At 69.9% G+C, this 24,806-nt stretch carries 19 protein-coding genes; 9 read left to right on the top strand and 10 right to left on the bottom strand.

Annotated features, from left to right (window positions below; translation table 11 throughout):
* Positions 1-86 precede the first annotated feature (86 nt).
* From J0A90_RS10385 to J0A90_RS10365, 5 genes are all read left to right on the top strand, one after another.
* Positions 87-1,058: a zinc-binding alcohol dehydrogenase gene (locus tag J0A90_RS10385; RefSeq protein WP_207034832.1), complete on the top strand. Its 972-nt coding sequence runs from the start codon at positions 87-89 to the stop codon at positions 1,056-1,058.
* 61 nt (positions 1,059-1,119) lie between these two features.
* A complete protein-coding gene (locus tag J0A90_RS10380) occupies positions 1,120-1,518 on the top strand; it encodes a 6-carboxytetrahydropterin synthase (protein ID WP_035476587.1) in 399 nt (132 codons plus the stop codon).
* On the top strand, positions 1,515-2,561 hold the full coding sequence (locus J0A90_RS10375; RefSeq protein WP_207034834.1) for a glycosyltransferase family 4 protein: 1,047 nt from the start codon (positions 1,515-1,517) through the stop codon (positions 2,559-2,561). The genes J0A90_RS10380 and J0A90_RS10375 overlap by 4 nt, the downstream gene beginning before the upstream one ends.
* Complete coding sequence (locus J0A90_RS10370) at positions 2,558-3,490, top strand: class I SAM-dependent methyltransferase (RefSeq protein ID WP_207034836.1); 933 nt, start codon at positions 2,558-2,560, stop codon at positions 3,488-3,490. The genes J0A90_RS10375 and J0A90_RS10370 overlap by 4 nt, the downstream gene beginning before the upstream one ends.
* Complete coding sequence (locus J0A90_RS10365; RefSeq protein ID WP_207034838.1) at positions 3,487-4,470, top strand: lysylphosphatidylglycerol synthase transmembrane domain-containing protein; 984 nt, start codon at positions 3,487-3,489, stop codon at positions 4,468-4,470. Before J0A90_RS10370 ends, J0A90_RS10365 begins: the two co-directional genes overlap by 4 nt.
* 41 nt (positions 4,471-4,511) lie before the next feature.
* Here J0A90_RS10365 and J0A90_RS10360 read toward each other — a convergent pair whose 3' ends face one another.
* Positions 4,512-5,411 (bottom strand): RibD family protein, encoded by a 900-nt coding sequence (locus tag J0A90_RS10360; protein ID WP_207034840.1) that lies wholly within the window; start codon positions 5,409-5,411, stop codon positions 4,512-4,514.
* A 269-nt stretch (positions 5,412-5,680) separates the two neighbouring features.
* On the opposite strand from J0A90_RS10360, the gene ribA reads away from it, so the two are divergent.
* Positions 5,681-6,820, top strand: a complete 1,140-nt coding sequence (gene ribA, locus J0A90_RS10355) for a GTP cyclohydrolase II RibA (protein ID WP_207034842.1) — start codon at positions 5,681-5,683, stop codon at positions 6,818-6,820.
* A gap of 105 nt (positions 6,821-6,925) precedes the next feature.
* Here the strand turns inward: ribA and J0A90_RS10350 are convergent, their stop codons facing one another.
* From J0A90_RS10350 to J0A90_RS10335, 4 genes are read right to left on the bottom strand one after another with little or no spacing between them, the layout of a single operon-like run.
* The gene (locus J0A90_RS10350; RefSeq protein WP_207034843.1) at positions 6,926-7,741 is read right to left on the bottom strand and encodes a creatininase family protein; all 816 of its coding nucleotides are present in this window, start codon (positions 7,739-7,741) and stop codon (positions 6,926-6,928) included.
* A gap of 50 nt (positions 7,742-7,791) precedes the next feature.
* On the bottom strand, positions 7,792-9,894 hold the full coding sequence (gene recD, locus J0A90_RS10345; RefSeq protein WP_233076684.1) for an exodeoxyribonuclease V subunit alpha: 2,103 nt from the start codon (positions 9,892-9,894) through the stop codon (positions 7,792-7,794).
* Entirely contained in the window at positions 9,891-13,784 is a 3,894-nt protein-coding gene (gene recB, locus J0A90_RS10340) for an exodeoxyribonuclease V subunit beta (RefSeq protein ID WP_207034845.1), read from the bottom strand. The genes recD and recB overlap by 4 nt, the downstream gene beginning before the upstream one ends.
* Positions 13,781-17,677: an exodeoxyribonuclease V subunit gamma gene (locus J0A90_RS10335; RefSeq protein WP_207034848.1), complete on the bottom strand. Its 3,897-nt coding sequence runs from the start codon at positions 17,675-17,677 to the stop codon at positions 13,781-13,783. Before J0A90_RS10335 ends, recB begins: the two co-directional genes overlap by 4 nt.
* A gap of 175 nt (positions 17,678-17,852) precedes the next feature.
* Here J0A90_RS10335 and J0A90_RS10330 point away from each other — a divergent pair, with 175 nt between their 5' ends.
* The 3 genes from J0A90_RS10330 (at position 17,853) to J0A90_RS10320 (ending at position 20,581) form a co-directional block, all read left to right on the top strand.
* Positions 17,853-18,695 carry an EamA family transporter gene (locus J0A90_RS10330; protein WP_207034849.1) on the top strand — a complete coding sequence of 281 codons (843 nt, stop codon included), beginning with the start codon at positions 17,853-17,855 and terminating at the stop codon, positions 18,693-18,695.
* A 165-nt stretch (positions 18,696-18,860) separates the two neighbouring features.
* Positions 18,861-19,865: an amidoligase family protein gene (locus J0A90_RS10325; RefSeq protein ID WP_233076682.1), complete on the top strand. Its 1,005-nt coding sequence runs from the start codon at positions 18,861-18,863 to the stop codon at positions 19,863-19,865.
* Entirely contained in the window at positions 19,865-20,581 is a 717-nt protein-coding gene (locus J0A90_RS10320) for a gamma-glutamyl-gamma-aminobutyrate hydrolase family protein (protein ID WP_207034853.1), read from the top strand. The genes J0A90_RS10325 and J0A90_RS10320 overlap by 1 nt, the downstream gene beginning before the upstream one ends.
* Here the strand turns inward: J0A90_RS10320 and J0A90_RS10315 are convergent.
* From J0A90_RS10315 to J0A90_RS10295, 5 genes are all read right to left on the bottom strand, one after another.
* Positions 20,556-21,461 (bottom strand): cation diffusion facilitator family transporter, encoded by a 906-nt coding sequence (locus tag J0A90_RS10315; protein WP_207034854.1) that lies wholly within the window; start codon positions 21,459-21,461, stop codon positions 20,556-20,558. The genes J0A90_RS10320 and J0A90_RS10315 overlap by 26 nt on opposite strands.
* Positions 21,462-21,507: 46 nt before the next feature.
* Complete coding sequence (locus J0A90_RS10310) at positions 21,508-22,815, bottom strand: MFS transporter (RefSeq protein ID WP_207034856.1); 1,308 nt, start codon at positions 22,813-22,815, stop codon at positions 21,508-21,510.
* A gap of 216 nt (positions 22,816-23,031) precedes the next feature.
* Positions 23,032-23,463, bottom strand: coding sequence for an OsmC family protein (locus J0A90_RS10305; RefSeq protein ID WP_035476558.1), 432 nt, complete (start codon positions 23,461-23,463; stop codon positions 23,032-23,034).
* 122 nt (positions 23,464-23,585) lie between these two features.
* Complete coding sequence (gene tpx, locus J0A90_RS10300; protein WP_035476555.1) at positions 23,586-24,089, bottom strand: thiol peroxidase; 504 nt, start codon at positions 24,087-24,089, stop codon at positions 23,586-23,588.
* A 156-nt stretch (positions 24,090-24,245) separates the two neighbouring features.
* Entirely contained in the window at positions 24,246-24,788 is a 543-nt protein-coding gene (locus tag J0A90_RS10295; protein WP_207035361.1) for a DUF1415 domain-containing protein, read from the bottom strand.
* Positions 24,789-24,806 lie beyond the last annotated feature (18 nt).

Genomic DNA, 24,806 nt, shown 5'->3' with positions numbered 1-24,806 from the left:
GAAAGTTGGCCCAGGCGAGTAGCGTGCCCTCAGCCGCAGCGACAGCCGCTACCGATAGGCTCGAGGCCAGCTCAAGAGAGACGTTTATGACAATCCCCTACGCACACGCCTTCTGGTCGCTCGGCGACGGCAGCGGCGAGATCAGCCAGGCCGAGCTCAGCGACGCTGGCGAATTGATGGTGCGCACCTGCTACAGCGCGATCAGCCGCGGTAGCGAAACCCTCGTTTTCAACGGTCAGGTGCCGCCCAGCGAGTACGCGCGCATGCGTGCGCCTTTCCAGAGCGGCGACTTTCCCGGCCCGGTGAAGTACGGCTACTCCAATGTCGGTGTGGTCGAACAGGGCGCCCACGACTGGCATGGGCGTCACGTCTACTGCCTCTATCCGCATCAGACCCACTATCGGATCGCCGCCAGCGACGTGGTGCGCCTGCCCGAAGACGTGCCGCCGCAGCGCGCCGTGCTCGGCGCCAACATGGAGACCGCGCTCAACGCCATGTGGGATGCAGCGCCCGCCGCCGGCGACCGTATCAGCGTGGTCGGCGCCGGCGTGGTCGGCGCCTTGGTCGCCTGGCTCTGCGCCAAGCTTCCCGGCGCCCAGGTCCAACTCATCGACATCGACGAGCGCAAACGCTTTTTGGGTAGCGCGCTGGGGGTCGAGTTCGTCACCCCGGCAGACGCCGCCGACGAGCGCGATCTGGTGATTCACGCCAGCGCCTCGGACGCCGGCCTGCAAACCGCACTGGCGATCGCCGGCTTCGAGGCGAGCGTAGTCGAACTCAGCTGGTACGGCAGCCGCGAGGTCAATCTCCCGCTGGGCGAAGCCTTCCATGCGCGGCGTCTGACCCTGCGCTCGAGCCAGGTCGGCAGCGTCTCGCCCAGCCACCGCGCGCGCTGGAATCACAAGCGGCGGCTGTCGCTGGCGCTGTCGCTGCTCAACGATGAGTGTCTGGACGTGCTGATCAGCGGCGAGAGCCACTTCCGCGATCTGCCGCAGACCCTGGCTAGGCTCAGCCGCAGCGACGACGATACCCTGTGCGAGCGCATCCGCTACGACTGAACCCGGCGCGACGCTTGCCACACCGCTACCACGCCGCCGAGCCGGCACGAGGAGACAAGGAATGTTCAGCCTGACCGTCCGCGATCACATGATGATCGCCCACAGCTTCAACAGCGAGACCTTCGGCCCGGCGCAGAAGCTGCACGGCGCCACCTACGTGGTCGACGTCACCTTCAAGCGCCCGGAGCTGGATCACGACGATCTGGTGGTCGACATCGGGCTCGCCAGTGACACCTTGAAGCGGATTCTGGCCGAGTTCACCCTCACCAATCTCGACGACGTCGACGAGTTCAAGGGCCGCAACACCACCACCGAATTCATGGCCAAGGTGGTCTTCGACCGCCTGGCCCACGCCATCCGCGAAGGCGAGCTGGGTGAAGGTGGCCGGCATCTCACTGCACTCGCGGTCACCCTGCACGAGTCGCACATCGCCTGGGCCAGCTACGAAGGCGGACTATGAGCGATCTCACGCTGATCGTCGCCGGTGACCCGCAGCAGCTCACCGGCGGCTACCTGTATGACGCGCGTATCGTCGAGGCGCTGCGCCGCCAGGGCTGGGCGGTCAGCATGGTCGGCCTGGAAGGGCGCTTCCCGGAGCCCGATGCGGTCGCCTCGCATGCCCTGGACAGCGCCCTGACCGGGCTGGCCGACGGCGAACGGGTAGTGATCGACGGTCTCGCCATGGGCGGACTGCCGGCCATCGTCGAGCGCCACGCCGCGCGCCTGTCGATCACCGCCCTGCTCCATCATCCGCTGTGTGACGAGACCGGCCTCGGCGAACCCGAGCGCGCGCGCTTTCGTATCAGCGAGACCCGCGGTCTGGCCGCGGTGGAGCGGGTGATCGTGACCAGCGTCTACACCGCGCGGCGGCTGGCCGATTTCGATGTTCCCGCCAGCAAGATCGCCGTGATCGAGCCCGGGGTGATCCGCGGCGAGCTGGCCCACGGCGATCTCGACCCGCCGCGGCTGCTGTGCGTCGCCACGCTGACCCCCCGCAAGGGCCAGGACGTGCTGGTCGAGGCCCTCGCCGAGCTGACTCACCTGCCCTGGCAGTGCGACCTGATCGGCGATCTCGACCGCGCCCCGGATTACGCCGCCCAGGTCCAGGCGGCGATCGCCCGCCACGGCCTGGAGGCACGTATTCGCCTGCTCGGCGCCCAGCCCAGTGCGGCGCTGAGCGAGCACTACCGCAACGCCACGCTGTTCGTGCTGCCCTCGCACTACGAAGGCTACGGCATGGTCATCACCGAGGCGCTGGCCCACGGCCTGCCGGTGGTCACCACCACCGGCGGGGCGCTGGCCCACACCCTGCCCGAGCAAGCCGGCATCAAGGTAGCGCCGGGAGATAGCGCCGCACTGGGGGAAGCCCTGGCCACGCTGCTGGGCGAGCCCGAGCACTATCGGCGCTGCCGCGACGGGGCGCGGGCGCTGCGTGACACCCTGGGCGACTGGGACAATGCCGCACGGGCCTTCGCCGCGGCACTGACAAGGGAGACCGCATGAACACATCATCGCCACTCGCCGCCGATGCCCACTTCAGCGATACCTGGCTGACGCTGCGCGAACCGGTCGACCACCGCGCCCGTGACGCCCAGTTGACCCACGCCGCCGACTACTGGCTGATGCAGCGTGCCAGCGCCTCCACCTCGGCGACACTGGTCGATCTCGGCTGCGGCAGTGGCTCCAATCTGCGCTATCTGGCGCCGCGCCTGCATACATCCCAGCGCTGGCGACTGGTCGATCATGACCCCAGTCTGCTGGAGCACGCGCGCAGCCGCTGCGACACGCTCGCCAGCGCCGCGGGTGAGCCAATTCGACTAACAGTGCACGAGGCCACGCTGGCACAGGCGCTGGATGAAGCACTGACAGGCGCCGACCTGATCACGGCCTCGGCGCTGTTCGATCTGGTCTCGGCCGAGTGGATCGACGCCCTCGCCGCGCGCTGCCGCGAGCTGGGCTGCGCCGTGCTGTTCACGCTCAGCGTAGATGGCGAGATCCACTTCCAGGACAGCGCCGGCAAGACCCTGGAAGATGGCGACGACCGCTTCGTGTTCGACACCCTCGCCGCCCATCAGCAGCGCGACAAGGGCGCCGGTGAAGCGCTCGGCACCCTCGCCCCCACCTATCTCAAGCAGGCGTTCCTGCGCCACGGCTACCATCTGCGCGAAGCGCCCTCACCCTGGCGCCTGGGCCGCGAGACCTGGCCGCTGGTCGACGCGCTGATCGCGGGTTGGCGCACGGCCCTGCTGGAACAGGCACCGGCACAGGCGACACGCATCGAAAACTGGTACCGGGCGCGTCTTTCAGCGCTCGACGCCGGCCGCCTGATGCTGACCCTGGGTCATCGCGATCTGCTCGCCCTGCCGCCGGAATCTCCCCCGGGGATGTCGTTCGACACTTCCTTCGAAACGTCTCAGGATCGGCCAGCGTGAAATCGCGGCATGCCGCGCTACTGCGCCTGGGGGTCACCCTGGCGCTGCTGGCCACGCTCGCCTGGCAGTTGAACACCGGCGAGATCGTGGCACGGCTCGGCGCGCTGTCGCCCCTGTGGGTCGTCGCAGGCATTGCGCTGAGCCTGCCCCAGGTCATGATCTCTGCCTGGCGCTGGCGTCTCACCGCTCACCACGTGGGTGTCGCCCTGCCCTGGCCCTGCGCCCTGCGCGAGTACTACCTGGCGACCTTTCTCAATCAGATCCTGCCTGGTGGCGTGATGGGTGATGCCACCCGCGCCTGGCGCCACGGCAGCCACACCGATGCCGGCCAGCGCGGCGCGGCGATCCGCGCAGTGGTGATCGAACGCGCCTCGGGGCAGATCGCGCTGGTGCTGGTCGCTCTGGTCACCCTGGCGGCGGCAGCGCCGCTGCGCGAGGCCATCGTCGCCGGCCTGGGTAGCGCACATCTGAGCTGGGCGTGGGCCATCGCCGCCGCGGCGCTATTGGTACTGATCGCGGTGGCCAGCCTCTGGCGTCGGCGCCTGGGCAAGGCGCTGGCGCGGCTGGGGCAGGATCTGCGTCAGGCGCTGCTGGGCTCCCATGTCTGGCCGCGCCAGTTGCTCAGTTCCCTGCTGGTGGTCGCCACCTACGTGGCCGTGTTCGTGTGCGCCGCCCGGGCGCTGGAGCTGCCGCGCTCGCTGGACGTGCTGCTGCCGCTGATTCCGCCGCTGCTGCTGGCGATGGCAATTCCGCTGAGCGTGGCCGGCTGGGGACTGCGTGAAGGCGCCGCGGCGCTGATCTGGCCGCTGGCCGGGCTGCCGGCCCAGGAGGGGGTGACTCTGTCGATCACCTACGGTCTGCTGATCCTGCTCGGCAGTCTGCCCGGCGCCCTGGTGCTGGCCCGCGACCACTGGACCGAGCGTCGCCGCGCCGATGCCACACCGCGGGCCGCCGTGGCCAGCGACCGGGAGATCGGCTGATGGACGTAGCACATCGTCTGCCGGCGTTCGAAACTCCCGGCTCAGCTTGCCGCACCACGGCGCAGGTCGAAGTCGAACAGCATGTCCTCGCCCAGGCTGAAGTGGCGGCAGGCAGGACGCAGCGCCCGATCCAGCGTCTCGATCTCGGGCAGCGTCAGCGCCGGGCGGCCGGAGCCGATGATCATCGGCGCCACCACGCTGTGCAGACGATCGAGCCGACCCGCCTCGAGGAAGCGCGAGATGGTCACACCGCCGCCCTCGACCAGAATGCGCTGGCAGCCGCCCTCGGCCAGCAGCGCCACCACCTCGGCCGGATCGGCCCCGCCGGCATCGACACGCAGCGGCTTGACCGTGACGTGACCGGCGCCCTGAGCGGCCATCTCGGCGGTGGCCTGCGCGGCGCGCGCCGCGGCCACCAGATGCCAGGTCGGGGCCGGGTCGCGGGTGAATACTCCCCGCGTGGCGCAGACCCGGGCGCGCGGATCGAGCACGACCCGCAGCGGGTTGTCACCCTCCACGTGGCGCACCGTCAGTTGGGGGTCATCGGCGTCCACCGTGCCGGCACCGACCACCACCGCATCCACCAGCGCGCGCGTGCGGTGAAGATGGACCAGACTGAGGGGGCCGGTGACGTAGTGGGAGGCGCCGCTGACCGTGGCGATGCGCCCATCCAGACTCTGGCCGAGCTGGGCAATGAGCCGCGGGCCCCGGCTGAGATCGGCAACGCACCAGGGCAGCCAGATCGACAGCAGCTGCGCCGCGTCGCTGCTCACCTCGGCTTCGCTGTGCCAGCTACCCTCGGCATCGACCTCGAGGCGCAGACCGTCTCGCTCGACCCTGCCGTTGAAACGCTGGCATCGCGTCGCCGCGGCGATATCACGAATCCAACGCCAGGCGAGCGGCGTATCGATCCTCGTAGCGCTCTCGAAACTGGTGGACATGGGCACTCCTCGGCCAGACTGGGGGGAAGGACGCAGCGAGCGTCATTGCGCTACACGGAGATCACGCGTGCAAGGTTAGCAAACCCTACCGCTGGCGGAAGCGCGCGAGTCGACGCCCGGCGGTGAAGCAGCAAAGGAAGCGCTGAATAAATTGTCGAACGAGATGAACGGCAAGGCGCACGGAACGCCGCCATTCGCTCGTGCAGGCATGTAGACAGCGGTTCCCCAACACCGGCTTGAATCATGGAAGATGCGTAAGGAGATATGAGATGCGACAGGTAGAACGAGCGATTTTCGACCTGAGACGCGGCCTGCCGGTACTGGTCAGGGCCGAAGGTAGCGATGTCATGGTCCATCCGCTGGAAGGCTGCGACGACGAGGCACTGGCGGCCCTGCAGGCGCTGAGCGGCAGCCAGCCGACCCTGGCCCTGACCCGCCACCGCCTGGCGCGGCTGGGTGTCGAGACCGAGCACGCCGCCGCGCTGCTGCCGATCGACGCCGCCGATACCGCCGAGGAGGTGATCGCCTGGGCCAGCGCCGAGGACAAGCGCCTGCCCGCCGACAGCCGCCCGAGAGCGGCTTCATCCGGCGCTCAGGCAGCGCTGGAGATGATGCGCATCGGCCTGCTGATCCCGGCGGCGGTGGTGGCCGACGTTGCCGCCGAGCGCCGCGCCCAGGTCGAGGCACTGGTCGCCGAAGGCTCGGTGCTGGCGCTGCCCGCCGAACAGATCGCGGCCTACGCCGAGCACCGTTCGCACTTTCTCAAGCGCACCAGCGAAGCGCAGATCCCGCTCTCCCACGCCGAGGAGAGCCGTTTCGTGATGTTCCGCGAGGCCGACGGCATGCGCGAGCACATCGCCATCCTGATCGGTGACCCGCAGGCCTGGAACGATGCCGTGCCGGTGCGTCTGCACTCGGCCTGTCTCACCGGCGATCTGTTCGGCAGCCTGCGCTGCGACTGCGGCGAGCAGCTGCGCGAGAGCGTGCGCGCGATCGACGAGCGCGGCGGCGGCGTGCTGCTCTATCTGGCCCAGGAGGGGCGCGGTATCGGCCTGGCCAACAAGCTGCGCGCCTACACCCTGCAGGATGGCGGGCTCGACACCGTGGATGCCGATCAGGTACTCGGCTTCGGTGAGGACGAGCGCACCTATGGTGTCGCCCTGGAGATGCTCGAACAGCTCCAGATCCAGCGCATCGAGCTGCTCACCAACAACCCGGAGAAGCTCAACGCCATGGCCCAGGGCGGCATTGAAGTGGTCAATCGGCGCGGCGTCTACGGCAAACTGACGCGCCAGAATCAGCGCTATCTGGATGCCAAGGCCAAGCGTGCCGGCCACTGGCTGGAAGAGGTGCTGGGCCAGGAGAGCGATAGCCGAGTGGCCCCGTTCAAGCGCCCGGTGACCAAGTAACCCCCGCTTCTCACGCTCCCCTCACGCAGCGAGCGGCGCCGGCCACCGGCGCCGCTCGCTCGCTCGCTCGCCGTTATCATGCGCGTAGCTCGAGCGCCCGCCAGCCTAACGCAACGTCGAGAGATCGAACTCTGCAGCCGCCTCGATCACCTCTGCCAGCCGCGCCGCGAAGTGCGCCACCAGTCGACGCCCGGTGGCGGCATCGGCCAGCGTGGCATCCCCGGTAACCCCGCTCGGGTGCAGATCCTGAGCCATCCAGGCGTAGCCGGCGTCGCCCTCGGGGCCCAGCCGGGCGCCAGCATCGGCCTGTCGCTGGGCCTCGGAAATCGCGTTTGTCAGCGCCTCGCGGCGCACCTTCTCGGGCGCGAGATGCAGCATCATCGCGGTTTCCAGCGCGCCACCGTGAAGGCCGTGGCGCAGCTCGGCGGCGGGGAGCGCCTCGGGCGGCGGGGCGAAGCGGAAGTAGTTGGCCTTGACCACCAGCATGGCGTGGGCCGCGCGCAGCTTGAGCGCGGCCAGATCGATCACCGCCTTGTTGCCACCATGGCTGTTGAACAGCACCAGACGGCGGATACCGGCCCGGCTCACCGCCTCCCCCAGCGCCTCGATCACGCCGATCGCCGCCTCCGGCATCAGGCTAAGGGTGCCGCAGAAGGCGGTGTGTTCGAGACTCGCCCCCAGCGCCAGCGGCGGTAGCACCACCACCGTGCCCGAGTTACGCAGCTCTTGGTTGTCCAGCTCGGACGTGGCGGCGGCCACCAGGCCCAGGCCGATATCCAGATCGGTGGAGAGCGGCAGATGCGCGCCATGCTGCTCGATCGCCGCCAGCGGCAGTACCGCCACCGTGCGTGCGTCGACCCGCTCGGCCAGCTCCGGGCCGGTCAGATCCTGCCAGTGGAGAACGCGTTGCACGTCGGTCATACCCGGTTCCTTGTGGGGTGATTGGGAGTCTCTATTTCAGGGCCAGTGTTTCAGAGCCGCGGCGCTTCGGGCGCGCGCTCGTCTCTCTCGTGTGCCGGCGCATCGCACAGCAGACGATCGGCAATCGCGCTCTCGCGCACCACGCGTCGGGCGATCGCCTCGCGCAGCGTGCGGCTCTGCCCGGCCCCCACCGCCAGCGCCAGGCTCAGGCGTGAACGTGCCCGGGTGACGCCAGTGTAGATCAGCTCACGGGTGACGATCGGGTTGGCCCGCGCCGGCAGCACGAACAGCACATGCTCGAACTCCGAGCCCTGGGACTTGTGCACGGTCATGGCGAAGGCGGTGGCGGCGGCATCCAGGCGCGAAGGCAGCACCTGGCGCACGCCATCCCCCTGCACGAAGCAGACCCGCAGGCGCCCCTCGGCGTCGGCCAGGGTCAGCCCCAGGTCGCCGTTGTAGAGCCCCAGTTGCGGGTCGTTGTGGGTCACCATCACCGGGCGCCCGGCATACCAGCCGTCGGTGCGCGCGATGAACCCCTGGCGCAGCAGAATCTGGGCAATACGCGCGTTGAGCCCCTCGACGCCCCACTCCCCCCGGCGCAGGGCGCACAGCACCTGGAAACGGCCCTGCAGCGCCAGCAGCTCGGCGGCGGGCGCACCGCGGGCGAGGGCCGTGAACAGCGCCCGGTAGCCGTCCACCACGCGGCGCTCGAAGGCCGCACCCTCGCTGGCGATACGTTCGATATCGGTATAGCCCGCCCCCAGGCAGTCGAGAAAGGCATCGCCATCGCCGGCCTTGGCAGCACGCGCCAGCGCACCGATACCGCTGTCGGCGTGGAAGCGAAAGCTGCGGCGCAGCATTGCCACATGATCGGCCAGCGGGTTGGCGCTCGCCGCCGGCGGCAGCGACTCGCCACCGACCCGTGCCAGATAGGCGCGGGTCGCCTCGGTGTAGCCGACCTCACGCTCCACCCCGGCACCCACGCAGAGATCGCCGAGCACCGAACCCGCCTCCACCGAGGCGAGCTGATCCTTGTCGCCGAGCAGGATCAGCCGCGCCTGGGGCGGCAGCGCCGCCAGCAGCGCGGCCATCATCTCCAGATCGACCATCGAGGCCTCATCGACCACCAGCAGGTCGAGACTCAGCGGCGTCTCGGCGTCGTGGCGGAAATGGCGCGTGTCCGGCCGCGCCCCGAGCAGCCGGTGCAGGGTCTGCGCCTCCTGCGGAATCGCCGCGCGCACGTGTTCCGCCACCGGTAGCTTGGCCACCGCGCCGGCGATCGACTCCGACAGCCGCGCGGCGGCCTTGCCCGTGGGTGCAGCCAGGCGGATTCGCAGCGCCGCCCCGGCGTCCAGCGCCTGCTGCTGCAACAGCGCCAGCAGCCGCGTCACCGTGGTGGTCTTGCCGGTGCCCGGGCCGCCGGAGATGATCGTCAGCCGCTGGCGCAGCGCCAGCGCGCAGGCGACCCGCTGCCAGTCGGGGGCGTGCGTCGCTGGGTCAGCGGCCGAACGCGCGTTGCCGGCGAAGAGCTCTGCCAGCGGCGCGGCCATGGCGTCGCTCACCGGGAGCGTACCGCCCAACCGCTGGCGCAGCCGTGCCGCGACCCCGCGCTCCGCCTGCCAGTAGCGGCGCAGATAGAGCCGCTCCCCCTCCAGCACCAGCGGCGTGGCGCTGGTGGCAGCAGTCTCGGCGCTGGCCACCAACGGCGAGGCTGCCAGCCGCGCACACCAGTCGGCGAGATCGAGCCCGGCCAGTAGCTGCTCCGGCAGCGTCACCGGCGTGGCCGGTGGCTCGCCGCCATCCAGCGGCGGCAGCGACAGCGCCGAGTGCGGCGCCGCCAGTGTGCGTGGCAGTGACAGGCAGACATGGCCGCGCCCCGCCTGATGGCTCACCAGCGCCCCCGCCAGCCATACCAGCGGGTCGCCGCCGGTGGTGTGATCGACACCGGCATCGGCACCGGAATCGCCATCGTGGGCGGCGAAAAAGCGCGCGAAGTGGCGGTCGAGCTGACGCAGCCAGCCCAGCTCGACCCACAGCGCCAGGGCCGCGAACAGCCCCTCGCGCTGCAGCACCATCGGCGCCGGCGCCGCCAGATCGAGCGCGAACTGGCCACTCTCGCGCGGCTGCGATGTCGCGCCGTGATTCTTGGTCATATCTCGATCTCCTCGGCCATCGCCAGCAGCGCATTGGCCGGGCCCTCGTCGCCATCGAGCCAGGCATCCAGCGCCTCTATCAGTGCCTGTGACGGGCGCCGGAAAAAGACGCCGGGCGCAGGGTCGGGCGGCGTATCGGCAGGCACCTCATGGACAGCCCCCGGCGCGGCGTCGGGCGCCATATTGAAAGGCCCCGGCGCGGCGTCGGGCGCCGTATCGAAAGGCCCCGTCGCGGCGTCGGGCGCCGTATCGAAAGCCCCCGGCGCGGCGTCGGGCGCCGTATCGACAGCCGCCGGCGCCAGCCCGCGCAGGAACACATAGCAGGCCCCGCCCATGTGGCGGGCGTAGTCATAATCCTCCAGGCGCGCCGCGAGCAGCCGATGCAGCGCCAGCACATAGAGCACGTACTGCAGGTCGTAACGGTGGGCGACCATCGCCACCGCCAGCCGCTCGCCCACATAGTCGGCGGGGTCATCGCCGAGATGGTTGGATTTCCAGTCGAGCACGTACCAGCGCCCGTGGGCTTCGAACACCAGATCGATATAGCCCTTGAGCATACCGTTGAGCTTGCGCGGCGCCAGCCGCGGGCGCTGCCCGGGCAGCGGCTCCAGCCGGCTCACCAGGCGATCGAGGGGTGCGCTCCAGGCCGCCGTCGCCGGCAGCCAGAACTCGAGCTCGGTACGCCATGCCGAGAGCGCGGTCAGCCGCACCTCGCCGGCGGCACCGCGCAGCAGCGGCTGGCACAGGCGCTGGGTGAACCAGTCGCCGAGCAGCTCGGCCCAGTCCGCCTCGTAGCCGCCCAGGGCCAGGCTCCGCGCTACCTCGCGGCGCACCTCCTGGGCGTAGCCCGGCATCGCCAGGCGGTCGAAGTCGAGGCGTTCGAGCAGGCCGTGCAGAAAGGTGCCCGGCCGCGGCCCACGCGGAAAGTCGATCAACGAGCGAATCCGCGGCCGCGGTACCGGGTCACGCTCCTGGCTCACCTCGACATCCAGCGTCGCCGGCAGATCCTCGCCGACGCCCAGCCGAGCATCGGCGATCAGCGCTGTATAGGAGGCGATCCACCAGTCGTCGTCGATCGTCCCCCGGAAGCGCCGCGCCGGCTTGGTCGCACCCGCCGTCTGGGCCTGGCGCAGGCGCCAGGCCGGCGGTTCGGGAGGCGCCGAAAGCGCGAGCCAGCCGGCACGCTGGGCGGCCTGCAGGCGTGCCAGCAGCCCCTCTCCGTCATCTTCGGCCTGGCTGCCGAGCAGCCGCCCCAGTGCGGTCTCGTGGAGACAGCCGCCGCGGCTGCGCCCGCGCCCCACGTGGGCAACACCCAGGCGGCAGGCGTAGATCGCCCGGGTCAGCGCCACGTAGAGCAGGCGTACGTCCTCGTCGAGCCGCGCCAGATCGGCGTCGCGCCGCTGCGTGTCGTCGGCCCCGGCGACCATCACGCTGCCCTCGCCCTCGGGCGGGCGCAGCGCCAGCAGCTGGGTCTGGCGGTCGGGCTCCGCCGGGCGGTGGGAGCAGACGAACGGCAGCAGCACGATGGGGTACTCCAACCCCTTGGACTTGTGCACGGTAATCACCTGCACCAGCTCCTCGTCGCTCTCCAGGCGCTGGCTCAGGGCCTGGCTGTCGAGACTCGTCTCGCCCGCCTGCAGCGCCCGGTGCCACCAGCGCAGCAGCGCCTGCTCGCCATCGAGTCTCTGCTGTGCGGCCTGGGCCAGCTCGCCCAGATGCAGCAGGTCGGTCAGCGCGCGCTCGCCGTCGGCGCGGGCGGCCAGCCGCTCGGCGATGCGAAAATCGCGCATCACCGCGCGCAGCATCGGCAGCACCCCGCGCCGCTGCCACAGCCGGTGATAGTCACCGAAGCGCTCGACCTCGCGCTCCCAGGCCAGCTCGTCGGCGAGCAGCGCCTCCAGCACCGTGGGGCTGTCGTTGAGCAGCCGCGAGGCGAGCGCCGCCTTGAGCCGGGTGTCCTGGCGCGGCTGCGCCACCGCTTCGAACAGCTGCAACAGCTCGAACGCCTGCGGGGTATCGAACACGCTGGAGCGCTCGCTGAGATAGACGCTGCGAATGCCGCCCTCGGCCAGCGCCCGGCGCACCTTGAGCGCTTCGGGGCCATTGCGCACCAGAATCGCGATATCGGCGGGCTGGAGCCTGCGCTCGCCGTGCTCGCCGCTAAAACGCCAGGCCCCCTCCAGCAGCCGCTGCACCTCGGCCCGTGTCGCCGTCGCCATACACGCCTGATAGTCACCCTGGGCGTAGCGCTCGCTATCCGGCCACCAGGCGCCAAGTGCCGCCACCGGTGCGCCGTCGCGGGTCACCAGATGCGTCGACTTGGCGCTGGCATCCACCGCGACGAAGGGGATCTCGGCACTGCCGAAGGGTTCCGGATGGCCGGCGAAGAGCGCATTGGTCGCCGCCACCATGGCCTCGGTGGAGCGGAAATTGCGCAGCAGGGTGAAGCGGCTCGGGGTGGCCCGCCGGGCGCGCAGGTAGGTATGGATATCGGCGCCACGGAAGGCGTAGATCGCCTGCTTGGGATCACCGATCATCAGCAGCGCCGTGGTCGCCGGGTCGCACTGCGGCGCGCGGTAGAGCCGCGAGAAGATGCGATACTGTACCGGATCGGTGTCCTGGAACTCATCGATCAGCGCCACCGGCAGCTCGTGCCGGATGCGCGCCGCCAGGCGCCAGGCGGCGGCCTCGTCACCGGCTCCCGCCGCCGGGGTCAGTGCCGCATCCAGATCGTTGAGCAGATCGGCGAACTCCCACACGCCCTGGCGGCGCTTCTCTTGGGCAAAGGCCTGGGCCACGCGGTCGCGGGCGTGCACCAGTACCCGAGCGGCGATGGCATCGAATGGGCGCCCCTGCTCGGCCAGGCGGTCGAGCGCGGCGAAGAAGGGGTGCGCCGGCGGCGTGGCGCCCTTGCGGGTAGCGCCGTCGAGCTTGGCCTGGCCCAGCCAGAAGCGCCCGCTGCTGTCGCTGATCTCCTCCGCCGCCTCGAACTCGCCGCGGGCGAGCCAGGCGGCGTAGGCCGCCAGACGTGTCTCAAGCTCCTCGGCCTTGTAGCTGCGCTTGTTGAGCGCCCCGGCCTCGAACGCCTGCGCGAGCGTCTCGCGGATTGTCGCTTCGTCCCAACTGGCGGCCACCTCCGCTTCGATCGACTCGCGCGCGCCGAGCGTGCGTTCGGCGCCAGCGAACAGGGTCTCGAGCGAGGGCGGCGCGGTGACCGCCTCGCCGCCGACCCACAGCGGCTGCGGCTGGCCATCCTTGAGCAGCGGCGCCAGCGCCCCGGCCAATGCCTCCGGCCCGCTCCAGTGGGCGCGGATCTGACGCTGCCAACGCGCGTCGAGCGGGTAGAATTCGCGCCGCCAGTAGTCCTCCACCACCTGCGTCAGCAGCGTGCGCCCCTCCTGCAACAGCTCAGCGGAGAAGCGCGCGCCGGCATCGAAGGCGTGGCGGGTGAGCATGCGCTGGCAGAAGCCGTGGATGGTGAAGATCGCCGCCTCGTCCATCAGCCGCGCGGCCTGATCGAGGCGCCGCGCGCCGCTGCGACAGGCCGCCTCACCCGCCGCCACCAGCGGTGCCAGCAGGGTCTCCAACACCCGGTCACGGCGCGCATCCGGGCTCGCCAGCAGCCACTCGCGGGCCTGCTTGAGCCGCGCCCGGATCCGCTCGCGCAGCTCCGCCGTGGCCGCTTCGGTGAAGGTCACCACCAAAATCTCCGGCGGGGTCAGCGGTCGCGGAAAGTCCAGCGTCTCACGCCCGGGCAGCGGCCCGAGCACCAGGCGTACATAGAGCGCGGCCAGGGTGAAGGTCTTGCCGGTGCCGGCGCTGGCCTCGATCAGATGGCGCCCGGTCAGCGGCAGGGTGTCGAGTTCGAGGGCGACGACGCGCTCGCTCATGAACGCTCTCCGGTGACGTGAATGCGCTGCGTCGCGCGCCGCATGGCGTCGAGCAGCGGCTGATAGTGGCGTACGCTCTCGCCCACCCCGCCGGCGGCGGCAAAGCTGTCGAAGTCGGGCCACAGCTGCCCCAGCGCTTCTTCGCGCCGGATCAGCGCCTCGACCTGGAAGTTGCCTGACTCGAACTCGCCCGCCAGGGTGTCGTGCAGCGCCGGTGCCAACGGCTCGCCGGCGGCCAGCGCCGCCAGGGTGTCGCTACCGCACTGGCCCCATAGGGTCCTGGCCAGTTCGCCGGAGGCCGGTAGCGGCGCGCACCAGGCGCGCCACCAGCATGCCAGCCAGGCGGCCAGCGTCTCGCGCGCCAGCGCCCGCTCCAGCGGCGGAAAGCGCAGCACCCGGTCCTCGAACAGCGCGCTCCAGGCGGTGGCGTGCTCGCCCGCGGCGTTGGCCAGCAGCCAGCGCAGATAGCCGGCGTGGAGCCGATGCGGCTTGCCCAGTTTCTTCCACGGACCGTCGCCCTCGGGGCGGAAGTGGCCGAAGTGGCTGGTCTCCAGGGTGATCAGCTCGGCCCCCTCGTCGCCCAGGTAGAGCTCATCCAGGCGCGCCTCCAGCGCCAGGGCCGGGGCCGTGCCCGCCGCCGGCGCGGCGAAGTGCACAAGCGTCGGCTCAGCGGCGGTGAGAGTCGCGGTCAGCCCGCGCCAGCTCGCCAGCTGCGCGCTCAGGCGCTTGAGCGGCGGTTCGATCAGCGCCTGGCCGAACCCCGCCGCCGGCAGCCGCCCGGCGAGACGCAAGCGCTCGGCCACCTGCACCAGGGGTTCGCCGCGGCGGCCGGCATCGAGCAGCTCGCGCTTCAGGGTGTGGTCCTCGAGCGCATCCAGGGTGAACGGCTCGCTATCCTCGTCGGGCACCTCGGCACGCTGGAAGCGCACGCCGAGCCGGCCGAGATAGACACTCCACGGGCGTCGCAGCAGGCGCTGCAGATCGTTCAGCCCGAGCGCCTCTGCCGGCAGCTGGGGCATCTCCGGCGCCGGCGCGGTGGCGTCGTCGGCGGTGCGCGGGTGTGCCCCGGCCTCGGCTGCCCCTGCCCCTGCCGCTGGCTCGCCGGCCCCGTGCAGCGGCGCCCAGCTGGCGTCATAGGTGAAGCGCGGGTCGTCGGCCAGGAAGTAGCGGCGTGAGAACGGCTGCAGCGGATGGGTCTCGATCAGGCGCTCGGCCAGGCGCCGCTCGGGGTCGTCGCCCTCGGCTGCGTCAGTGGTCCCCGCAGCGGCCGGCTGCCAGCCCTGTTCGAGCATGTCGAGCAGTTCGCCGATCAGCACCGAGGGCGGTCGCGGGGTGTTGTCGCGCTGGTCGAAGCCTACCCAGGAGAGGGTCAGCCGGTCGCGGGCGGAGAGCAGCGCCTCGAGCAGCAGATAGCGGTCGTCGTCGCGCCGCGAGCGGTCGCCGGGGCGCGCCCTCCCCGCCATCAGGTCGAAATCCTGCGGCTGGCGGGTGCGCGGATAGGCGCCGTCGCTCATCCCCAGCAGGTAGATATGCCGGAACGGGATGGCGCGCATCGGCATCAGGGTGGCGAAGTTGACCTTGCCGGCGAGGAAGCGCTGGGCCAGGCCGCCCTCGTCGAGCTCCGCCTTGAGCGCGTCGCGCACCACGCCGAGCCCGATCGGCTGGGTGAAGGCTGCCAGCTCGCAGCTCGCCTGCCAGCGCCCCAGGGCCTGATCGACCCGCGCCAGCACGTCGTGCTCGTCGAGCCCGGCGGGCTGGAACATCCGCGCCAGCAGCGCCCCCAGGCGCACCCGCCATTCGGCCGGCGTGCCCGGCGAGCAGAGTGCGGCGCGCTGCTCCTCGAGCGCCGCCACCAGCTCCGCCAGGCGCCCGGCGAGATCCGCCTCCAGCCCGCCGACCTCATCGAAGGGCACGATGGCATCGAACTGCCACGCTGCGGACTCCCCCACGCTCGTTCCGCTGGCTCGCGGCGGCAGCGGGCCGCTTGAACGCGGCGGCAGCGGGCCGGTCGACTCCGGCGGCAGCGGGCCGGTTGAATACCCCAGCAGCATGCGCTCGAGGCCGAACGCCCAGCTGTTCTCGTGCAGCGCCGGAAAGCCCAGCGCACGGCGATGGCTGGCGGAAAGCCCCCAGCGCACGCCGCTCTCCGCCAGCCACTGGCGCAGCCGCGGCAGCTCGCCCTCATCGATGCCGAAGCGCGCCCGCAGCGCCGGCACGTCAAGGGCGTCGAGCAGCTCGCTCACCCCGAGCCGCCGCTCCGGCAGCTCCAGCAGCGCCAGCACCAGCACCATCAGCGGATGGGTCTCACTGGCCACCTGGTCGGCGATGGTGAACGGCACATGGCGCGGATCGTCCGCCGCGTACTGGCCGAACACCGCCTCGATGTAGGGCGCGTAGCTGTCGATCTCCGGCACCATCACCAGGATGTCACGCGGGCGCAGCGGCGCGCCCGCCGCACTCGCCTCGTCGAACGCGGCGAGCAGACGGTCGTGGAGTACCTCGACCTCGCGCAGCGGCGAGTGCACGCGGTAGAGCGACAGCGAGGCGTCGGCGGCGGCGATCGTGCGCTTGTGGCCCCGCTCCCGCGCCAGCTCTCCGGGGTGGCGCAGATCGAGCACGTCCTGCTGGATCTGCGCGAGCAGCGAGGGAGCGTCATCCGTGGCCGGGTCCTGGAACAGATCGGTCTCGACGTCGAAGCCGCCATCCTGGCTCTCGAATTCGTAGAGCCCGACGATGAAGTCCCGCCCCTGGGCGCCCCAGGCCGCGAGCAGCGGGTTGGCCTGCAGATGCAGCGCCTCCTCGCCGAGCTCGGCGAGCCACGGCGCCTCCGGATGTCGCCCCTGCTGGCGCGCCTGGGCGTCAGCGGAGAGGCGCCCGGCGCGTTTGATCGCCTCGCGGTCGGAGACGATATCGCCCCAGTAGTGGCGGCACGGGTTGGTGATCATCAGAAAGACATCGATCACCCCGGAGAGCGCGTGCAGCGCCTCCAGAAGCTGCGCCGGCAGCGCCGAGATGCCGAACACGAACAGCCTGGGCGGCAGCCCCGGCGGACAGGTGTCGAGGGCCCGCGCGGCGCGCACGAAACGCCCGTGCAGCCGTGCCCGGTGGAACTCGCGCTCGGCCGGGTCGGCATCCTCAAGCAGCGCCCGCCACAGCGCCGGCTGCCAGCGCTGGTCGGCGGGCAGATCCATTGGTGCCGTCTCGTCCCGCTCCCACGCCGCCAGCCAGTCGGGTCGATAGTTGAGATACTGATCGAACAGATCGGCCAGGCGCACCGCGAGCTGCCAGCGCTTGCGCTCGGCCTGCTCGGCGGCGGAACCCGGCGCGTCGGCCGCGTCCGATACCGCCTGCTCACCGGTGTCTATCGACCCCGCGCCATCGTCCCCCTCTGCCCCGGAAGAGAAAGCGCCTGCGGCGGACCTCGCGTCAGCGGATAAAGCGCCTGCGGCGGACCCCGCGTCAGCGGATAAAGCGCCTGCGGCGGACCCCGCGTCAGCGGATAGAGCGCCTGCGGCGGACCCCGCGTCAGCGGACAAATAGTGCGCCAGCGGCGCGAATACCTCCGGCTCCGCCTCGATCCGGGATTCCAGCAGACGCAGAATGCGCCACGCCAGCGGCCGCTTGTCGAACGGCGAGTGTTGCGGAATCGGCGCGCCTTCACGCTCCAGCACCGCGCGGTAGGCGCGCCAGACGAAGCTCGACGGCAGCGGGAAGTCCACCGAGGCGGCGACACCATCGGCCTCCGCCAGCGACAACCGCAGCCACTGCGCCATGCCGTTGGACTGCACCAGGAAGGTCTCGGGGGTGAGGGGTGGCAGCCGCTGACGCTGCATCAGCGCCAGCGACAGGTCGCGCAGATCCTCGAGGTGGTTGGCGTGCAGAACACTGAACATTCACGCTCCAAAGAACAGAGATTCGGCCGGGCCGATAAGACGCCTATCCTACCCCGGCACGGCGCGCCCAGCACACGGGATCGACGCCGCCACCGGGCTGGGGCAGACTATGACAACCCTATGACAGCGCCGGCACCCGCATGCGTTAGCCGGGCAGCCGACACCAGGACACGTCGTGACCACACCCATTCTCCTCGCCGTGCTCGCCGGCGCCCTGATGCACGCCAGCTGGAACGCCCTGGTCAAGGTGGGTCTCGACCGCCTGCTCAGCCTGTCACTGATCCAGGTCGCCTGCGCGCTGATCTCGCTGGCCTGTGTCGCCTTCGTGCCATTGCCCAGCGCCGCCGCCTGGCCGTGGCTGATCGCCTCGACCTTCCTGCACATCGGCTACAACGTGTTCCTCGCCCGCGCCTATCGCAGCGGCGACCTGGGTCAGGTCTACCCGATCGCCCGAGGCTGCGCGCCGCTGCTGGTCACCGTGGTGGGGGTCTTCGCCCTCAGCGACTCGCCCACCGCCTTCGGCTACGCCGGCATCGCCCTGCTGGTCCTGGGCATCTTCAGCATGGCGCTGCGTGGCGGCGCCCAGCACCGCCTGTCGCACACCGCCCTGGCCAATGCCCTGATCACCTCAGTGTTCATCGCCGGCTACACGCTCACCGATGGCAGTGGCGCACGGGTCAACGGCAGCGCCGCCAGCTACGTGGTGTGGCTGTTCCTGCTAGACGGCCTGGGCATGCTGCTGACGCTGGTGCTGATGCGCGGGCCTGGCGTGCTGCCGACTCTGATCGGCCACTGGCGGGTCGGGCTGATCGGCGGCGCGCTCTCATTGAGCGCCTACGGCATCACCATCTGGGCCATGACCCAGGCGCCCATCGCGCTGGTCGCGGCGCTGCGCGAGACCAGCGTGCTGTTTGCCATCGCCATTGGCGTAGTCTGGCTCAAGGAGCCACTGCGGCGCGAACGGCTGGTGGCCGGCGGGCTGATCCTGGGCGGCGTGGTGCTCAGCCACTGGGGCTGAAGACGCGATGCGCCCACATGCCTGTCAGCGGATCGCACGCGGGTACCTGTCATCCCGCCGCAGGCCTGCTAGGCTCTGGGTGAACGAGCTGCTCTGATGCCGTCGAATCATCGCCACGACGACCCACCCGTGGCCGCGCCACCGCGTACCGGCAAGGAGTCCGATGTGTCCCTGACAACGCCCCCGCAACCCGACAACCGCGATGGCGCTCTCCGCCGTGTCGGGGTGGAGATCGAGTTCGCCGGCATCGCCCCGCTGGCCGCCGCGCGCCTGGTCGAGGCCACCTTCGGCGGTACGCTCAAGCATGACAGCGCCCATCGCCTGCGGGTCGCCGACACGCCCTGGGGCACGTTCAATATCGAGCTAGACAGCCAGTACGTGCACCCGGATGCCACCCTGCTGGCACGCGCCCGCTCGCACAACGGCCAGCCGCCGGGGATCGGCGAGCACCTGCGTGCCAGCCTGCACTCGCGCACCCGCGAGTGGCTGGGCGACATGGTCGCCGGGCTGGTGCCCACCGAGATCGTCTGCCCACCACTGCCGTGGCACGCCCTGGCCGAACTCGATGCGCTGTTCGACGCCCTGCGCAGCCACGGCGCCGAGGGCACCGATGCCAGTCTGATCTACGCCTTCGGCCTGCATCTCAATCCGGAGATTCCGGCGCCCGAGGTAGAGAGCGTGCTCGCCCATCTGCGCGCCTATCTGATCCTGGCCGAGTGGCTGCGCGATCAGATCGAGGTCGACCTCACCCGGGACATGCTGCCGCACACCCGGCCCTTCTCCGAGACCTACGCAAGTCAGGTACTCGACCCCGACTACCAGCCGACGCTGGCGCAGCTGATCGACGACTACCTGGAAGCCAACCCCACCCGCAACCGTGAGCTCGACCTGCTGCCGCTGTTCGCCTGGCTGGCGCCGGACCACCCCAGCCCGCTGCTGCAGGAGGGTCTGGTCAAGCCCCGCCCGACCTACCACTACCGGCTGCCCAACGCCTCGCTCTCCGACCCCGACTGGGGCGCCAGCCTGGAGTGGAACCGCTGGGTCGAGGTCGAGCGCCTGGCCGCCGACCCGGCGCGCCTGGCGGAGCGCTGCATGGCCTACCGCGAGCATCTGGCGCAGCCCACCCTGAGCCGCTGGCTCGATTCGCTGCAGCGCTGGATGCGCTCCTGATGGCGGGCGAGAAACCCACCCGGCGGCCATTGATCGGCATCACCACCTCGGACCACAAGAGCCGCATGGCGTGGTGGTGCGACTGGATTTCGGTATGGCGCGCCGGCGGGCTGCCGCTGCGGGTGTCACCGGCGCGCCCGCTGCGGCGCGAGCTGGATGGCCTGATCATCGGCGGCGGCGACGATATCGGCGCCCACCGCTACGGCGGCGAGATGCAGCTCGACGTGCGCATCGACCCCGCCCGCGACGAGCTGGAACTCGATCTGCTCGCCAGCTGCCTGCCACGCGGGCTGCCGATCCTGGGCATCTGCCGCGGCGCGCAGATGATCAACATTCATCTCGGCGGCAGCCTGATCGGCGATATCCAGTCCACCTACCGGCATATCCGCAACCGGCGCACGGTGCTGCCGCGCAAGCGCGTGGAGATCGATCCCTATAGCCGTCTGGCCGAGATTCTCAACCGCCGCTACTGCCAGGTGAACAGCCTCCACCACCAGGCAGTGGACCGCCCCGGCGAGGGCCTCAAGGTGGTGGCGCGGGATCGCAACGAACTGGTCCAGGCGATCGAGAGCGAGCATCACGCGTTTCTGATCGGGGTTCAGTGGCACCCGGAGATGATGCTCTTCAGCCGCTCTCAGCAGCGCCTGATTCGCGCCCTGGTGCAGGCGGCGGAGAGCACGCGGGAAAACGCTACAGCCAGCGCTGCTCGGCGGTGAAAGCGACGGTGAACCAGCGCTGCTCGGCGGGCACGCTGAGCCCGGCGGCGATCTCCGCGCGAATCTCGTCGCACACGGCGATGCCGCCCTCGCGGGCGAACTCGGGGGTGGTCAGGATATGCACCTCGATGGTGTGCACGCGCCCGCTCTTGGCCACGTAGCTGTCGAACGCCAGCAGCCCCTCGCGACGCATCACCGGCGCCATCGCCGCGCGCACCTCGCTGTCGAGCTGCGACGGCGCCACCATCAGCACCTCGCGCATGGCGCGATAGACGATCCGCAGCGGGATCGGCACGAACACCAGGGTCAACAGCATCACCAGGGTGGCGTCGACGTAGGGGATCCAGCCGGCATAGCGCGTGCCCTCCATCGCCCAGGCGAGCAGAAAGGCGAGCAGCAGCGCACTGGTGATGAGACCCGCCATCAGCCAGTTCTGCAGATCGATCCGCACGAACTCCGAGCGCGCGCGGCGGTTGAGCCGGCGCTCATAGAAGAACAGCGTGAAGCAGATCAGGCTCACCGCCACGGCGTAGCCCAGCGCCAGCCCCAGCTGCGGCTCGCTGCCGCCCTGGAGCCAGGTGCCGAGAGCGTTGAGAAAGGCGTAGAAGCACAGCAGCACCAGCACCGCGCCGTTGAACGCCGCGGCCATTGGCTCCAGATGCCAGTAGCCGAGCTGGAAGCGCTGGGTCGACTCGCGCATCACCAGCCGCGTCACCGTCAGCGCCAGCATCGACATCGCCGCATCGATCGACGAGAAGACGCCGTCGAACAGGATCGCCTCCGATCCCGAGATCAATCCCAGCGCCACGCCCAGGGCCGAGACCACCAGGGTGGCGGCGATGGAGAGGGTCAGAATGCGCTGTTCCAGGGTCGCGGGCATTGCCCTGCTCCGGCTGACGCGCCCCGTGTGGCGGGGCGCGAAGATCTCAGGACGGCATCACCGACAGCCGACGCCCGCCCGGCGCCCACAGCAGGAACAGCCCGATCAGCACGCCGAGCAGCGCCAGCGCGGCGATATAGTAGGCCGGCGCCGCCGGGTGCGAGATCATCAGGGTCGAGACCACCACCGGGGTGAAGCCGCCGAAGATGGCGTAGGCGACGTTGTAGGAGAACGACAGCCCCGAGAAGCGCACCGCCGCCGGGAACGACTTCACCGCGATGGTCGGGACCACACCGACGATCCCCACGCCGAAGCCGGCCAGGCAGTAGCTCCACAGCAGCTGGCTCGGGTCCTGCGGCACGCTGTGCATCATCACCCAGTAGGCGACGCCCAGCAGCAGGCTCCACAGGATCAGAGTCACCCCGCTGCCCAGACGGTCGGCGCACCAGCCGGCGGCGATGCTGCCGAACACGGTGCAGACGATGGCCCAGACGTTGGCATAGGAAGCATCGATGGCGTAGAGGCTCTTGAGCATGCTCGGGGTAAGCAGCAGGACCACCACCACGGCACCGGTGAGGATCCAGGTCACGCCCATCGACAGCGCCACGCTGTCGAGGTGGCTGGCGAGCACGCGCTTCACCGGCAGCCCGTCGGAGAGCGCTTTCTTGGCGCGCATCTCAGCGAACACCGGGGTCTCTTCCAGATAGCGGCGCAGATAGACCGCGAGGAAGCCGAATACCCCACCGATCAGAAACGGCACCCGCCAGCCGTAGGCGCTCATCTCCTCGGCGCTGTAGTAGGACTTGAAGAAGGCCGAGATGATCGAGCCGATCAGGATTCCGGCGACCAGCCCCGAGGCCAGGGTGCCGCAGGCCAGACCGACGTCCTTGCGCGAGACGTGCTCGGTGACGAAGACCCACGCCCCCGGCACCTCGCCGCCCACCGCCGCGCCCTGTAGGATGCGCATCAATACCAGCAGCAGCGGCGCGGCGTAGCCGATCGTCGCATAGGTGGGCAGGCAGCCGATCAGCAGCGTCGGCACCGACATCAGAAAGATCGACAGCGTGAACATCCGCTTGCGCCCCAGCAAATCGCCGAAGTGCGCCATGATGATGCCGCCCAGCGGCCGCGCCAGATAGCCGGCGGCGAAGATGCCGTAGGTCTGCACCATGCGCAGCCACTCCGGCATCTCCGGCGGGAAAAACAGCGCCCCGATGACCGTGGCGAAGTAGACGAAGATGATGAAATCGTAGAACTCCAGCGCGCCGCCGAGGGCGGACAGCGACAGGACCTTGATGTCTCCGCGAGACAGGGGGCGCGACGGCGCCGCGTCATACTGAGGAAGAGTGGCCATGGCTATTGTCTTGTGTCGTGGGGCATCTGAATCACGTGTGTCCTGTTCCCTTCCGCGCCCCGGAGGCCGGCCTAGCGTGCCGGGCGGCAGGCGCGGAGGTAAGCACGTTAACAGAGTCCACACACGCCGTCATGGCCCAGCGCACGGCACCTGACCGGGTGCGAAAAGCAGCGAGCCGGCCCTGGGGCCGGCTCGCTGTGCTCAGCGTGAGGCGCTTCAGCTCTCGAGCTTGGCGTCCAGCGAGATCTTGGCATTGAGCAGCTTGGAGATCGGGCAGCCCTCCTTGGCCTTCTGCGCAGCGCTGTCGAAGGTCGCCTGATCGGCACCGGGGATCTTGGCCACGGTCTTCAACTCGACCGCGGTGATGGTGAAGCCGCTGTCGTCCTGCTCCATGATCACGGTGGCTTCGGTCTTGATGCTTTCGGGCTCGATGCCCTCTTCGCCCAGCATCATCGACAGCGCCATCGAGAAGCAGCTGGCGTGGGCGGAAGCGATCAGCTCTTCCGGGTTGGTACCGGGCTGACCCTCGAAGCGAGTGTTGAAACCGTAAGGGTTCTCCTTGAGCGCACCGCTCTGGGTGGATACCACACCCTTGCCTTTCTTGAGGCTGCCCTTCCACTCGGCGGAACCGGATTTCTTGATCGTCATCATCGTCTCCATAGGTCGTGTGAAGCGTACAGCGGTCGCCCGCATCCATCCGTGGGGATGGCTCGCCAGTCAGTGTAGACCATCGGCCCGAAGGCTAATCAAACTTAGGGGCTTTTTGATCCTCAACTCTCGAGCGCAGCGATCGCCGCGTCGTAGTCCGGCTCGTGCTTGATCTCGCCGACCAGCTCAGCGTGGATCACCCGATCCTCTTCGTCGAGTACCACCACCGCCCGCGCGCACAGCCCGGCCATGGGGCCGCTGTCCAGCGACACGCCGTAGAGCTGGCGGAATTCGGGATGGCGGAAGCAGGAGAGCGTGCTGACATCGTCGAGCCCTTCCGCCCCGCAGAAGCGCACCTGGGCAAAGGGCAAATCCGCCGACACCACCAGTACCACGGTATTGTCGAGCTGGCTGGCGCGCTCGTTGAACTTGCGCGCCGACATCGCACAGGTCTTGGTGTCGATGCTGGGGATGATGTTGAGCACCTTGCGCTTGCCGGCGTAGTCGTCGAGCTGGACGTCCTTGAGCTCGGCATCGGTCAGCGTGAACGGCGGTGCCTTGTCGCCCTTCTCGAGAAAACGGCCACTCACCTCGACGGGTTCACCGCCACGGGTAACGGTCTGCATGGTATCGCTCCTTGGAGAGCCCCGAAGGGGCCCAGTGACAACATCTGACGGCGGAAGGCCAGGCTGCTCGGCATCTCCGCTCGGATCAGCCCCAGAATAGCCCCGACACGGCCTGGCAGCCATCGGCACAGGTCACTGCACAGGCGTTGGCCCGCGTCACTCGACGCCGCGCGCGGCCAATCCGGCCGCCAGCGCCGCCGAGCCGGGCTCGCGCAGCCGCGCCATATTGCGCTCGGGGATGCCCTCGGGGTCGGCGTGGTTGGCGATCGCTCGTTCGAGCTCGGCTTCGCGCAGGATATGCAGCATCGGCCAGGGAGAGCGATTGGTCGCATTGGCGGGGTCGTCCGCCGCCACGCCATCGAACACATAGTCCGGGTGGAAGCTGGCCAACTGATAGATGCCGACATAGCCCAGCTCCTCCATCAACCGCTCGGCCAGTTCGAGCCAGTCCAGATAGGCGTCGAAATCGTCCATGCCCGCCGTCGCGATCAAGAGCGTGGTGGCAATATCGGCGTGGGCATCGAGATGCCGGCACTCGGCCACCAGCTCGTGGAGCAGCCCTTCCAGGTCGCTGGCCTCGGCGAGGACGTAGCGAATGCTGTCCCGGCGCATCTCGCGCCCGGCAAAGGGGCAGATATCGTGGGCCACGACGAAGGATTCGACCCAGGCCCGGGTCTGGCGGAGCGAAGAGGGTTCGATGGAAGTTCTCCTGAAAGC

It is taken from the genome of Salinicola sp. DM10 (assembly GCF_017306975.2).
GTDB lineage: Bacteria > Pseudomonadota > Gammaproteobacteria > Pseudomonadales > Halomonadaceae > Salinicola.
This window is presented reverse-complemented; position numbering and strand designations above follow the sequence as displayed.